The sequence below is a fragment of the Heyndrickxia acidicola genome (assembly GCF_001636425.1).
In the GTDB taxonomy this organism is placed as follows: domain Bacteria; phylum Bacillota; class Bacilli; order Bacillales; family Bacillaceae_C; genus Bacillus_AE; species Bacillus_AE acidicola.
Genome location: NZ_KV440953.1, coordinates 820,044 through 833,516, shown reverse-complemented (window position 1 = coordinate 833,516; position 13,473 = coordinate 820,044). Strand labels below are relative to the sequence as shown.

General features: G+C 38.5%; 14 protein-coding genes. 5 read left to right on the top strand and 9 right to left on the bottom strand.

Annotation, left to right across the window (positions count from 1 at the left end; genetic code table 11):
• Positions 1 to 22: 22 nt before the first annotated feature.
• The gene (gene hpaI, locus A5N88_RS03885; RefSeq protein ID WP_066263279.1) at positions 23 to 955 is read right to left on the bottom strand and encodes a 2,4-dihydroxyhept-2-ene-1,7-dioic acid aldolase; all 933 of its coding nucleotides are present in this window, start codon (positions 953 to 955) and stop codon (positions 23 to 25) included.
• A 160-nt stretch (positions 956 to 1,115) separates the two neighbouring features.
• Between hpaI and A5N88_RS03880 the strand changes: the two genes are divergently transcribed.
• Complete coding sequence (locus A5N88_RS03880; RefSeq protein WP_066263277.1) at positions 1,116 to 2,012, top strand: LysR family transcriptional regulator; 897 nt, start codon at positions 1,116 to 1,118, stop codon at positions 2,010 to 2,012.
• 104 nt (positions 2,013 to 2,116) lie between these two features.
• On the opposite strand, the gene A5N88_RS03875 is transcribed toward A5N88_RS03880, so the two are convergent.
• Both A5N88_RS03875 and A5N88_RS03860 read right to left on the bottom strand, forming a co-directional pair.
• Complete coding sequence (locus tag A5N88_RS03875; protein ID WP_066263275.1) at positions 2,117 to 2,908, bottom strand: 3D domain-containing protein; 792 nt, start codon at positions 2,906 to 2,908, stop codon at positions 2,117 to 2,119.
• Positions 2,909 to 3,625: 717 nt separating this feature from the next.
• A complete protein-coding gene (locus A5N88_RS03860) occupies positions 3,626 to 3,847 on the bottom strand; it encodes a hypothetical protein (RefSeq protein ID WP_157090596.1) in 222 nt (73 codons plus the stop codon).
• A gap of 719 nt (positions 3,848 to 4,566) precedes the next feature.
• Between A5N88_RS03860 and A5N88_RS03850 the strand changes: the two genes are divergently transcribed.
• Complete coding sequence (locus A5N88_RS03850; RefSeq protein ID WP_066263263.1) at positions 4,567 to 4,746, top strand: hypothetical protein; 180 nt, start codon at positions 4,567 to 4,569, stop codon at positions 4,744 to 4,746.
• 155 nt (positions 4,747 to 4,901) lie between these two features.
• Here the strand turns inward: A5N88_RS03850 and A5N88_RS24695 are convergent, their stop codons facing one another.
• The 3 genes from A5N88_RS24695 to A5N88_RS03840 are packed head-to-tail and all read right to left on the bottom strand — an operon-like array spanning position 4,902 to position 6,093.
• The gene (locus A5N88_RS24695; protein ID WP_232317619.1) at positions 4,902 to 5,288 is read right to left on the bottom strand and encodes an IS3 family transposase; all 387 of its coding nucleotides are present in this window, start codon (positions 5,286 to 5,288) and stop codon (positions 4,902 to 4,904) included.
• Complete coding sequence (locus A5N88_RS24690; RefSeq protein WP_157090594.1) at positions 5,252 to 5,728, bottom strand: IS3 family transposase; 477 nt, start codon at positions 5,726 to 5,728, stop codon at positions 5,252 to 5,254. The genes A5N88_RS24695 and A5N88_RS24690 overlap by 37 nt, the downstream gene beginning before the upstream one ends.
• 20 nt (positions 5,729 to 5,748) lie before the next feature.
• Positions 5,749 to 6,093, bottom strand: a complete 345-nt coding sequence (locus A5N88_RS03840; protein ID WP_066263261.1) for a transposase — start codon at positions 6,091 to 6,093, stop codon at positions 5,749 to 5,751.
• A 367-nt stretch (positions 6,094 to 6,460) separates the two neighbouring features.
• Here A5N88_RS03840 and A5N88_RS03835 point away from each other — a divergent pair, with 367 nt between their 5' ends.
• On the top strand, positions 6,461 to 8,080 hold the full coding sequence (locus A5N88_RS03835) for an ABC-F family ATP-binding cassette domain-containing protein (protein ID WP_066263259.1): 1,620 nt from the start codon (positions 6,461 to 6,463) through the stop codon (positions 8,078 to 8,080).
• 240 nt (positions 8,081 to 8,320) lie between these two features.
• Positions 8,321 to 9,757, top strand: a complete 1,437-nt coding sequence (gene hpaB / locus A5N88_RS03830; RefSeq protein ID WP_066263256.1) for a 4-hydroxyphenylacetate 3-monooxygenase, oxygenase component — start codon at positions 8,321 to 8,323, stop codon at positions 9,755 to 9,757.
• An 89-nt stretch (positions 9,758 to 9,846) separates the two neighbouring features.
• On the opposite strand, the gene A5N88_RS03825 is transcribed toward hpaB, so the two are convergent.
• From A5N88_RS03825 to A5N88_RS03815, 3 genes are all read right to left on the bottom strand, one after another.
• A complete protein-coding gene (locus A5N88_RS03825; RefSeq protein WP_066263252.1) occupies positions 9,847 to 10,713 on the bottom strand; it encodes a DUF421 domain-containing protein in 867 nt (288 codons plus the stop codon).
• Positions 10,714 to 10,728: 15 nt separating this feature from the next.
• Positions 10,729 to 10,932 (bottom strand): DUF1657 domain-containing protein, encoded by a 204-nt coding sequence (locus tag A5N88_RS03820; protein ID WP_066263250.1) that lies wholly within the window; start codon positions 10,930 to 10,932, stop codon positions 10,729 to 10,731.
• Positions 10,933 to 11,006: 74 nt separating this feature from the next.
• Complete coding sequence (locus A5N88_RS03815) at positions 11,007 to 11,213, bottom strand: DUF1657 domain-containing protein (protein ID WP_066263248.1); 207 nt, start codon at positions 11,211 to 11,213, stop codon at positions 11,007 to 11,009.
• Positions 11,214 to 11,579: 366 nt separating this feature from the next.
• On the opposite strand from A5N88_RS03815, the gene pepF reads away from it, so the two are divergent.
• Positions 11,580 to 13,397 (top strand): oligoendopeptidase F, encoded by a 1,818-nt coding sequence (gene pepF / locus A5N88_RS03810; RefSeq protein ID WP_066263245.1) that lies wholly within the window; start codon positions 11,580 to 11,582, stop codon positions 13,395 to 13,397.
• The last annotated feature ends 76 nt before the right edge of the window (positions 13,398 to 13,473 follow it).

The window sequence follows — 13,473 nt, the reverse complement described above, 5'->3', positions numbered from 1 at the left end:
TTTCAGGAAAAATGTTAACCTGTTAATTTGAACTGGTTTGCATTTGTTCAGGAAGAGGCACATATTTGCTTATTACTTCTCTGATCTCATTCTGAAGCTCGGCTTTGGGCAAATCCATTGGAAGCCTTAAAACTGGCTTTATTTTCCCCATCATCCCCAATGCCGCTTTTAAAGGCGCAGGATTTGTATCTTTAAACAAGACATCATTCAATTCCATAAGTTCGTAATGAAGATTTTGAGCCTTTAAGTAGTCCCCTTTACTCCACTCATCGTAAATCTGAGCCACTTTTTTGGGAGCTATATTTGCCGTTGCACTAATATAGCCTGCCCCGCCAATCGCCAGCATGGGATAGCAAAGCAATTCAATCCCTGAATAAAGAAGAAAATCTCTTCCGCACTTTAACAGAACACGGTTTACGTGTTCAAAGTCCTTATTTGATTCTTTAACTCCGATAATTGTTGGATAATCCCTGTGGAGTTTTGCAAGGGTTTCAACCTCTAAATTTACAGCTGTTCTGCCGGGTATGTTGTAAACAATAATAGGAATATTCACTGACTCAGCCAAAATGCTGAAATGTTTATACAGGGCATGCTGAGAAGGCTTGTTGTAATAAGGGACTATGACAAGTGCTGCATCAGCCCCTATCTCCTCTGCTTTCTTTGTGAGCAAAAGGGTTTCATTATGGTTGGCTGAACCTGTTCCAGGAACAAACGGTACCCTTTTATTGACCGTCTTAGCTGCAAACTCCATTACCTTAATTCTTTCTTCAATTGTTAAAGAACTGGGTTCACCCGTTGTACCTGTAACGGAAATTCCATGGGTACCGCTCTCAATGTGCCAGTTAATCAGCTGGCCAAGTGCAGGAAAATCAATCGATTCATCTTCATTAAATGGTGTAACAATGGGAGCGATGGAACCGCGAAGCTTTTTTTTAAGACTGTTTAAATATTCCATATTTAAAACTCCTCCACTTAAACATTTTAAAAATTATGAAAACCCTTTCAATAAAAATATACCATGTGGTAACATATAGGAAAAATATTATTAAAATTGGTTATCCATACAAATTTAATATGGATTTTTATGTTACTACATTGAATTCTGGAGGGTTTTTGTGGATATTAAACAGCTCCGTTACTTTACAGCGATTGTACAGGAAGGCCAAATTACGAGGGCAGCCAAAAAATTGCATATGGCTCAACCGCCTTTAAGCCAGCAGTTGAAATTAATGGAACAAGAGCTGGGTGTACCATTAATTGAAAGAAAAGGAAAACGATTAGAACTGACAAAACCGGGTAAAGTTTTATATGATCGGACAATTCCTCTTCTCCAATCACTTGAAGATGTGCTGACAGAAGTAAAAGAAACACACGATGGTCTAAGAGGAGCACTTACATTTGGAGCTGTTAAATCGTGTTTTGCGAATTTGCTGGAACCCATCCGATTGTATAAAAAACAACATCCCGCTGTATCTTTTCAAATAAGGGAAGGAGACTCTTTTCTATTGGGGGAATATTTAAAAAATAGAGAAATTGAATTTGCGGTCATCCGCTTGCCGATAGATATGAATCATTTTTCTTCCATACACTTACAATCGGAGCCATTCGTAGCCGTAATACCGGAAAGCTGGATTTCAAACAAGTTGAATAAGTCTTCTATTCCATTAAATGAGCTTCAGTCAATGCCGCTGCTATTGCTGCACAGGCTGTCTGGAGTTGGACAATTCGAAATGATTGTTGAGGAATTTAAAAAACAGGGTGTTGATCCTATCATCGCCTGTGAATGTCCTGATGTAAATATACTGCTTTCACTAGCATCCATTGGCATAGGTGCAGCTATTGTTCCTCAGTCTACCTTGCGCTCTCTTAAAATATCAAATGTAAAAATGATGGAGATCACAGACTTTCATGTAAAGGCTGAATCTGCAGTCATTTGGCTGAAGGATCGTTATTTGAGCAGGTCTGCTGAGGAGATGATCAAACAAATTAAAAGCAGCGCTGGAGTAATATGAAAATAATTGATTTAAATAGCTGAACTCACTTTATATGGCAGGGATGCTCATCCAAGCTACAAACAAAAAGCCTGGAGCTATTAAAAGTCCAGGCCTTGTCTCTATTAATTTATAATGGTTACTTTAATATGGCGTACGCCCCATTGCATTGCTTTATCATTGCTTGAAACTAATACGTCAATGCGGTTTCCTTTGATAGCACCGCCAGTGTCGCCAGCAATCGCATATCCATAGCCCTCAACATAAACTTTTGATCCAAGAGGAATAACCTTCGGATCTACAGCAATGACTTTTGCATTACTGTTATCTTTTACGTCCATTCCAGTCGCAGTGGTGCCAGAGCAGCCGGCACAATCGGCTGTATAAGCAGTGGCTTTAACGGAAATCTCTTTGCCAGAAACGGATTGTTGTTCAGGAGCTGCTTTTTGCTCAGGCTGAGTTGCTGGTGCAGCAGCCTTTTCTTCTCCAGCTTTATCTGAAATGGATGCACTTGTTACTTGAGCTGCAGCGTGTTCATCTCTATCATCCACTTTAGATACAGAAGAGTAGATATCTAATTTGTCGCCTTTTTGGATAAGATCTGTCTGAAGATGATTCCATTGTTTTAATTGGTCAACAGTAACATGATAGTTCTTAGCAATACCCCAAAGAGTATCATTATCCTGTACTGTATATGTATCTTTAGGCGATACGACCAATTTTTCATTTGGGAATATCATATCGGAATATAAATGGTTCCATTGTTTTAAGTTATTGACAGTGGTCTTATTGTCATGTGAGATTTTCCAAAGTGTATCCCCTTGCTTAACCTCGTATTTTTCTGCTGCGAAAGCATTTCCAGTCATGACCGTCGATAATGTTACTGCGGTTGCCATTGCTGTTACTACTTTTTTCATCAGTAAATACCTCCTTTGGTTAGCTCTTTTTGCTAACAAAACAAATAGTAACATATAAAAATAACAGCCATATAACTAAAACATGTTGGTTTCGTTACAATGTACCTATTCGGATTGTAACATTCCGTTACATTGTAATAATTTGTGTTGAAGGAATATTCCCAAAACTCTTGAATACGGAATCTTTAAAACAAGGCTTTCTTGCCTCGTTCATTTCTCTAATTGCACCGAAAATTTCATTTCAGTTTGATAACAATTATATCCGTCCACAAAAATAGGGCCTTTTAAAAAAGACCCTGACCTATTTTTATTTATTTACTCAAAACCCCCTTTTCATTCTTTTTAAAGGCTTTACAGCCGGCCCATCGACAACTTCTTCTTAATAGGAGAAACGTGATCCATGACATGCGCAATCCCATGTTTTCTCCCCTGAATTCCATTTCATAGCCTAAATGAGTACAGGTTATGTCTGCGATGTGTAATATACCATCCGTATCCTTATAAGCACCTGCCCGTTTCCCTTTCAAGGTAAACACTGCCCCTTCATCGTTTCGTAGATCTTCCGAGGATTTGTCGGGTTTTTGTAATTTTCCCTTAAAAAATGTTTGGCTACATTCATATTTTCCATAATAAAATTTTTAACCATAAGATCACTTTCAAACCTTGATGGTGAATACACGCTCTCATACGGGCTCTCTCCGGTTAAAATGAGGTCCTTTAGCAAGCATGGCGGCTTGAGTCCCATTTGTCATTCCCCCCCCATTTCTTAAAGCCCGTTGCAACGAATACGTTTGGATGCGCGCTTGTAATCCAGCTCACATAAGGCACTTTATCTAATGTTGACAGATCCTGAGCAGACCATTGATAAAGGTATTTTTTAACCCACAAGGTTTCTTCTGCATAGGTTTTTAATGCCTCGTAATGTCTATCGTTGGACATCCCTTGTCCTGTTTTGTGGTTTTCCCCGCACCTTTTCACCATTTAGGAATGCATTTCTTAAAGAGCGGGCCCTTTGATAAAGCATCTCCGGAAATGGGTATTCCTTGGCCACAGACAGCAAGAGCAGAATTTAAAGAAGCCAGTTTCTCTACAGAAACTTTCGCTGCCTCCCAATCCGTTTTTAAATAACAAGGCGGTCCATTTACCTCCTGTGTTTGGGAAAGCACTTTAAAGAAGGAATCCTGCCTTACCTTTATAAAAGCATCGCAACGACCCAATATGCTCAAAATGGGCATGTGTAAGGTGGATAGCCTTGGGGTGCATCCAGTGCAATAACGTTCTTCTGTATGAGAAAGTATGGTTCGCATAATGAGGCATCCCGGCATTGACTAGTACCCAATCAAATTTTTTTCGGGATTTCCCACAAAACATACATTGACTATTTGTATGGGCAAGTAATAAACATCTTGCAAACAAGCCTTTCCAATTCCGCTGGTAATAGACGTTATGGGAATGAATTTATCTTCCATTGAATTTTTCATTTTATCCCTTCTTTCAACGGTTTTATTCTTTAGTATCTCATTCCCATCCTTCTATATGCCTTGCCATCTCGAATGTATAATATCTGCGGAGTGAGAAATGCTAATCGGGATTTTAGGATGTATTACTACTCCCCTCTTTCATTAAAAAATAAACCATAAATTGTAAAGGAGATTACAATGAAACCGAGAAAAGAAGTGCTGACAAATGCACCAATCCAAAAAAACATCGTCATCGAATCAGCGTTAAATGAGAAAAAGCCCTTCCCGGGTGATTCTGTCGATGGACATAAAGAATTGGAAGAAGTGAACCATTTTATTACAGGTGAAGAAATTAAGCAGCAAAATAATAATTTATAAAAGCACCTTTGTCGCACTCTCATTGTGTAAACATTTCACGGCTTTCGGCTGGATTAAAGCAAACGGCGCCGAGGGATTAACGACTCTAAGGTATTATAATTGGAAAAAGACTGGGCCTGGACTTACCCCTGTCAAGTAGACAGACTTAAAAAAGCCTATGCAGCCATCGTGATTCGGAATTCTACTGGTGCACGATGGTTAAGTCTTTTTTGGAACCTTTTGTAGTTATATGTATACATGTAAGTTTCGATGGCTTGTATTAGTTCTTCTTCTGTTTTACAATCGGATTGATACAACATTTCCGTTTTAAAGTGGGAAAAGAACGACTCCACGCAAGCATTATCTAGGCAGTTTCCTTTGCGAGAGTGGCTGCCTAGTATACCGTATTTGTTAAGTCGTTTGTTGTATTTTTTGGACGTGTACTGGAACCCTTGATCCGAATGGAGGATGGTTCCATGCACGTTTCTTTTATGATTTAAATCTTCAATGGTATCGAGAACCAATTTCATGTTGTTTCTGTCTGAGACTTTCCAAGAAACGATCTCGTTATTATAGAGGTCCTGAATAACTGACAGGAATAAAATTGATTCTGGAAGGGTATGTAAGTAATATCTGTTACCAGGACTTCGTTTTTCTTTCTCTCTTTAAACTCCCTATTGACCAGATTCGGAAATACTTTGGAACCCTTCTTGCCAAAGTATCTCCACTTCTTTCTGATAACCGACTGGATTTCCATTGCCTTCATTAATCTGTAAACTTTTTTATGGTTCACTACAAACCCTTCTTCTTTCAGAGCCACCACCATTCTTGGATAGCCATACTCTTTATGCTGGGTGTGAATGGAAAGAATCTGATCCATTAACCCTTTATCCTGTTTCTTTCTCTGCTCACGAACTCTGATTGCTGTTATCCATTTGTAATAACCTGAGCGTTGCACCTCTGCTATTTCGGTCAGCCAGGTAACAGGGTATGACCCTTTCATTTCATGAATGATCTCAAACCTTATTTCTTTTTTGATTTCACCTCCCCGTGTAGATTTGGATAACGCTTTTTTAAGTATTCTATCTGCGCTTTATAATAATCTCTCTCTTCCTCAGCACTTTGAAATCTTGTCCTTGGTCGGCTCTGCAGAGGACTATTATGAGGTGAAGAGGTTCTTCCTCTTTGATCAACAAGCGTCTGGTTTTCTTCATATTTTTTCACCCAGTTCTTTAACTGAGTTGAACTTCGTATGACAGGCTTGTCAGAAATCTTTTTATAACTGCCCTCTTTATTCAGGTACATATTGATTGCTTTTAACTTAAATTCTTCTGAATAAGATTGAAATGTATCCCCTTTTTTAACCATAGAAAATCCCCTCCAAGTAAAGTGTACCATCCAATTATCTCAATTGGGCTTTTTAACACTGTCTACTTAAAGGGGATAATATCAGCCATTATTTTGACCGGTCTTTTTTGGTTTCTTTTATAACCTTTCTTTTAATTTACGACCTTTTTTCCTTAGTCCTTGTACAATCTATGCTGCTTTAAAATTATAGGTATGAGGTCTTCTGATGCCATGATGAGGGAGAACTATCGATAGTCAATAAGATCATATCAACATGAACGAACAATGTAACGTCTGTAAAAAAAATTCTTGTACATGGAAATTCGCCCTTTTTTGTTATTACATGATATAATTTATTGCATATTATTGTTTGGAGGTATCTATATCATTGATTACAGTAAATAATGTAGGTTTACGATATGGTGAACGTAAGCTATTTGAAGATATTAATATTAAATTTACACCTGGAAATTGCTACGGCCTGATTGGTGCAAACGGAGCAGGAAAATCCACCTTCCTCAAAATCCTTTCCGGTGAAATAGAAGCACAAACAGGAGATATCCATATCACCCCCGGTGAACGATTGGCCGTCCTTAAACAAAACCATTTTGAATATGAAGAAGAAGAAGTATTAAAAGTCGTTATTAGAGGACATGCTCGCCTTTATGAAGTAATGCTTGAAAAAGATGCTATATATATGAAGGAAAATTTCAGTGATGAGGATGGCATTAAAGCGGCTGAGTTGGAAGGTGAATTTGCAGAGCTGAATGGCTGGGAAGCAGAGCCTGAAGCAGCTATATTGTTAAAGGGTCTTGGAATTGGCGAAGAGCTTCACACCAAAAAAATGGCTGAATTAACTGGTTCAGAAAAAGTGAAGGTTCTTCTCGCACAGGCTCTATTCGGAAAACCGGATATTCTTTTATTGGATGAGCCTACTAACCACTTGGACTTAAAAGCAATACAATGGCTGGAAGAATTCTTAATCAATTTTGAGAATACTGTTATCGTCGTATCCCATGACAGGCATTTTTTAAATAAAGTTTGTACACATATTGCCGATCTTGACTTCAGCAGAATCCAGCTTTTTGTAGGAAACTATGATTTCTGGTATGAATCCAGTCAGTTGGCTCAAAAATTGGCACAGGAAGCAAACAAGAAAAAAGAAGAAAAAATCAAGGAGCTGCAAGGATTTATTGCCCGCTTTAGTGCGAATGCTTCCAAATCCAAACAAGCTACCTCAAGAAAAAAACTTCTTGATAAAATCACATTGGATGACATTAAACCATCATCAAGAAAATATCCGTATGTTCATTTTACTCCGGAAAGAGAGATAGGAAATGATCTATTAAGAGTAGAAGGTTTGACGAAAACCATTGATGGTGTCAAAGTTTTGGACAATATAAGTTTCATAATGAATAAAGATGATAAAATCGCATTAGTGGGGCATGATGAGCTAGCTAAAACCATCCTTTTCCGCCTGTTAGCTGGTGAAATAGAACCAGACAGCGGAACGATTAAATGGGGAATAACCACAAGCCAGGCATATTTCCCAAAAGATAACTCAAGCTACTTTGAAAATGGCGATCTTACTCTTGTAGACTGGCTCCGCCAGTATTCCCCTGTTGATCAGAGCGAAAGCTTCTTACGAGGCTTTTTGGGAAGAATGCTTTTCTCTGGAGAAGAGGTTATGAAAAAAGCGAATGTACTCTCCGGCGGTGAGAAGGTACGCTGTATGTTATCGAAAATGATGCTCAGCGGTTCAAATATATTACTTCTGGACGAACCAACCAACCACTTGGATCTTGAATCCATTACTGCTCTGAACAATGGATTAATCCGCTTTAAAGGTTCTATGATCTTTGCATCACATGACCATCAATTTATCGAAACGATTGCCAACCGTATTATTGAAATTACACCTAAAGGTTTAATTGATAAGCAAATGTCTTATGATGAATATCTAGAAAATGAATCCATCCAAAAACAAGTAAACGAAATGTATGCATAATGGTAAAGGAGCTAAAACAATAAGTTTTAGCTCCTTTTTCTTTCTCGTTTAAATTGCAGTTTTTAAAAATTAGGCTTATAAAAGGAACCTGTTGTTTTTAGCTTATTTTGGCTAACCTGAAAATTAGCTAAAAAACGAGCAGCCCAACATAGAAATTTATCAAAGACAAAAATCAAGTAAATGTTCGCCTATATTTGCATAAAATGAAAGGAATAGAAAAAATACAAAGGTGTGAGGAAGATGACCATTTCGGGAAAGGACTATATTGACCGGATAGACCAATTAAAGAATGAAGTCTGGATAAATGGTAAAAAAATTCAAGGCAAGATCTCCAGACACGATGCCTTTAAAGGGGTTTTAAAAAGCAAAGCAGCCTTATATGACCTGCAGCTCCAGCCTGAATACGAGGATATTCTTACATATCCTTGCACTGAAACCAATTCCCGGATCGGATTTTCCTTTCAGCAGCCTGTTGATTTAAACGGACTTGAAATAAGAGAAAAAGCCACTAAAATCTGGGCTAGAACGAATGCTGGCTTATTGGGCCGTTCACCTGATTATGTCAATACAGGAATAATGGCACTTGGTACGGCCAGTGCCTTATTTGGAGAAACAGAATCGAAATACGGAAATCAAATGGCTGCCATTTATGAATCGGCAAAATTAAAGGATATATCTTTTACGCACACCTTGATTAATCCTCAAGTCAACCGATCTATTACATATTTTGAAGATTCCAGCAAAAAAGTAATTGCTGCCAAGATAATTGAAGAGAAAAAAGAAGGGATTATTATTCATGGAGCAAGGCTTCTAGCTACACAGGGCGGAATAACAGATGAAGTATTAGTCCTGCCTGCAGGAGGAAATTTCATAGACGACTCCTATATTTACGCTTTTACTATTGCCTCTAATACACCAGGTATAAAATTTATTTGCCGAGAATCCTTTGTCCTGGGTGATTCATCCTTTGATTATCCTCTTAGTTCACGATTTGAAGAAATGGATACCATTGTCGTTTTTGATCACGTACTTGTTCCTTGGGAAAGAGTTTTTCTTTATAAGGATATGAATATTGCCGTCAAAATGTTTGGAGAAACCAATCTCAATTCCCTCCTCTTGTATCAGGCCGTCTCCCGTATGATTGTAAAAACAGAATTTATTCTAGGCCTGGCAGAAAAAATAGTGGATGCTATTCAAATTGGAGATTATCAGCATGTTAAAGACAAAGTCAGCGAAATCATTGTGTCATTGGAGATCTTAAAAGGGCTGCAGCTTTTGTCGCGTCATAATGCAAAACCCAATAAATGGGGTACTATGATTCCGGATACGAAAGCTTTAAATTCTGCAATTCTATTTTTCCCTAAAATGTATCCCCGCTTCGTGGAAATCCTTCAGTTGATTTCAGGCAGCGGTCTTATTACACTGCCTTCAAGCGAGGATTTCTCGTCATCGATTAGAGGATATTTGGATTCATATCTTCAGGGAGCAAATATTGAAGCAAAAGACCGAGTACAATTATTTAGATTGGCTTGGGATTTAACAATGAGCCCTTTCGGCACACGGCAGACACAATATGAAAGGTTCTTTTTCGGAGATCCGGTTCGTTTATCCATGAGCCTTTATAATTCTTACCCTAAGGAGGAGTTTTTAAAGCAAGTGGAAAGTCTCTTATTTTAATATATATTGGCTTAAAAGGCTTGGAATGGCTAAGATGAGACATCGTCTTAGAGCTTTATTCGCTTTCTTCCTCCCTCCACCTTTTTATATTATTCCTGCAAAAAAGGACCTGCTTTTCTTATCATTTGTGCAACCTTTTTTGCATTGCGTTCATACATTGGTTTGGCATCAGCCGACCGCGTTGCTAATGAATACAGTTCAAGATCAGCCTGACACTTTTTTAGGGTTGCTAAAAGAAGAGATTTCTCTTGCGGCTGAGGCAGCTGTATTTTATCATCATAAATATCGATTGCCAGCTTGCCAAAAGAATCCACTTGTCCAATAAACACATTTGCCAATGATACATTCAGTTTTTCCAGCTCTGTCAATAGCCAAGCCCGGTTATAACCGGTCAGCCCGAGTGGTTCATCCAAAATTTTTCCTTCAAGAATGACTGTATGGGGCTCCTTTTCTGGAGCTACCCTTAAATGAATATCCTTTGGGGTAAGCGGCTGTTTTTCTCTTTTCATCATAACGTTTAAATCTCCGCTTGCTTCCAAGATGGCAAATTCCACATCCGCAATATTAAAAGCATTTTTTTGCCTGAGAAGCTCCATTAAATCATCTGCAGAATATTTTTCCTTTGTCAGGTTATCCTCCTGAATTTTCCCATCTTTAATCACAACAGTCGGTTTTCCTTCAATAAAATCCCTGAATTTTTTATTTTTTAACGAAATCATTGTAATTCCAAAGGGAACAAGAGTCCATACGAACAAACTAAGAAGCCCCTGAACTAAATTACGTTCAAGACCTGTAGAAATTTCCGCTGCAATACTGCCAAAAGTAATTCCTACAACATATTCAAATAGTGTAAGCTGTGAAACCTGCTTCTTTCCCAATAGTTTGGCTAAGAAAAATAAAATAATTAACATTGCAAACGATCGAATAATAATGTCCATCCAGGAAGGCAAGTTCATTGTTTCTATTCCTTTCTACCCTTTATATTGCGGCTCTTCTCTTTCTAAAACCGCCAATCTCTTCTGAAGCTCACTAATAATTTCTTCTGTTTCCATCATGCATTCATGAAACACTTTTTGAGCACTATCATCCCTTGACATAAGAGCAAAACGGCTAAAATTTTGCTGAGCCCCTTTAAGGCTGGCTATACAGGTTTTCACATCTGATGCAATGGTCATTTTTCCAGCTCCTTACTCTTTACTCTATAGGGGAAGGATGATATGAAATATATCATCCTTCTCCCTGGATATAACTATTGTTGAGTATATTGTGGCTCTTCTTGCTCAACTTCATTCATTCTTGGTGTTAAGGTGTTAACGATTGCTTGAGTCTGCTGAGCAGCATCCTGGTATAACTGTTTTGCTTGTTTATTATCCGTTGCTAAAGCAAAGCCTTCTAAGCTTGCTTGAGCACTTTTCAAACCTGCAACTGTTTGCTTTATATTGTTAATAACTGTCATAAGAAACCCTCCGCTTCGTGTAAGTAAGTTCATTTAATGAACGAGTTTATTTTATGAAGTATAAAATGAATTATAGGTGGTAAAAAAAGCTAATTCACAAAAAGCTTCTCTCATCCAAAACCATTCTACTTTTAGAAATTCCACTATAGCTTCATCATATAATTTAATACCAACCTCTGCACTCAGTTTTTTGCGTCTTTTCATATCTTGCTAGCTAAAAGGTTATTCCCTGAAGAGCTAAACGATGAAAACCGTCAACTCCTCCAAAATATATTAAAAATTAAGAATTTTGGTTTCAAAAGAAAAGAAAATCTTATATAATTGCTTTGTTCGGGTTGCTAAATAAATGACTGGGAGTGAAAAGTATTGGAGAAAATTATTGAAAAACGCTTTGCTCGTTCTGAAGTGCCCGCTGAACAAACCTGGAAGCTTGAAGACTTATTTCATACACCGGAAGAATGGGAATCTGAGCTGTATGCTTTGGACAAGGATTTAGGGACTGTTACTTCTTTCAAGGGAAAGCTTGGCAATGGCCCAAAGGTCTTATTAGAATGCTTTAACGCCTTGGAAGCATACTATACACGAATCATCCGTGTCGCAACCTATGCATCTTTGCGTTCCTCCGAGGATGGCACTAATCCACAAAACCAGGCTGATTCATCAAAAGTTGGAGCTTCTCTTGCTGCCATTGAAGCATCCCTGTCTTTTTTCGAATCTGAAGTACTCGGGCTGCCAGAAGGAACAATTGAACAATACATACAAGAGGAGAAAGGTCTCAAAACCTACCAAAAGGAATTAAAAGTTCTGCTAGATAAAAAAGCTCACATCCTGTCTCCTGAAGCAGAAGCGGCTCTGGCATCACTTGGACATATCCATGACGCTCCTTATATGATTTATCAGCGAAGCAAGTCATCAGACATGGAGTTTTCAGCAATAGAGGATTCTGATGGAAACGAGCTCCCTTTGTCATTCGCTCTTTTTGAAGACCGGTATGAATTTTCTTCTGATACAGAAATCCGGAGAAAAGCCTATTCATCCTTTACCAACGGGCTGAAACAATATAAAAATACATTTGCTGCTGCTTATTCTACAGAAATCTCCAAGCAGGCAGCACTCTCTAAGCTAAGAAATTATTCTTCTATAACTGAAATGCTTCTTAAACCCCAGCAGGTGACTACGGATATGTATATCAATCAGCTGGATGTTATTCAAAAGGAATTAGCCCCTCATATGCAGAGATTCGCTAAATTAAAGAAACGTGAGCTTGGTCTTGATAAAATGCTATTCTGTGATTTAAAAGCTCCCCTTGATGCTGATTTCAACCCCAAAACAACCTATGAAGATGCATGTAAACTCATTATAGATTCATTGGAAATTATGGGGCCGGAATACAGCCAAATGATAAAAACCGCTTTATCAGAACGCTGGGTTGATATGGCAGACAATGTTGGAAAATCCACTGGTGCTTTTTGTTCAAGCCCTTATGGTGTACATCCCTATATTTTGATCACATGGACAGATACAATGCGAGGAGCTTTTGTTCTTGCGCATGAGCTTGGGCATGCCGGCCATTTCTATCTCGCCAATAAGCACCAAACCGTGCTCAATACTCGTCCGTCCACTTACTTTGTTGAGGCTCCCTCAACATTAAATGAACTTTTGCTTGCAAATCATGTACTGAAAACGAATTCAGACAAGAGGATAAGAAGATGGGTCATTTCCCAGCTCCTTGGTACTTATTATCATAACTTTGTTACTCATTTGCTCGAAGGTGAGCTTCAAAGAAGAGTGTATAATCTTGCTGAAAAGGGCACACCGATAACAGCTTTAATTCTCTGTGAACAAAAGCTGGAGATTTTAAAAGACTTCTGGGGTGATGCCGTGGAGATTGATGAAGGTGCCGGATTAACGTGGATGCGCCAGCCTCATTATTATATGGGTCTTTATCCATATACGTATTCAGCTGGACTTACGGTCTCTACTGCGGTTTCCCGCATGATTTTGGATGAAGGACAGCCAGCTGTGGACCGCTGGCTTGATGTGCTAAAAGCAGGCGGTACTTTAACACCTCTTGAATTAATTAAGAAAGCCGGACTTGATATGTCCAAACCTGATGCCATTCACACGGCAGTTGCTTACGTTGGAGAACTCATAGATGAACTTGAAAGAAGCTACGAATCTTAAGAAAAGCGCAAGCGCCTTGTTCATCCATTTATACTTTACTTTCTTATTCTTTGGCTGCCCTAAAAATAACTTTATT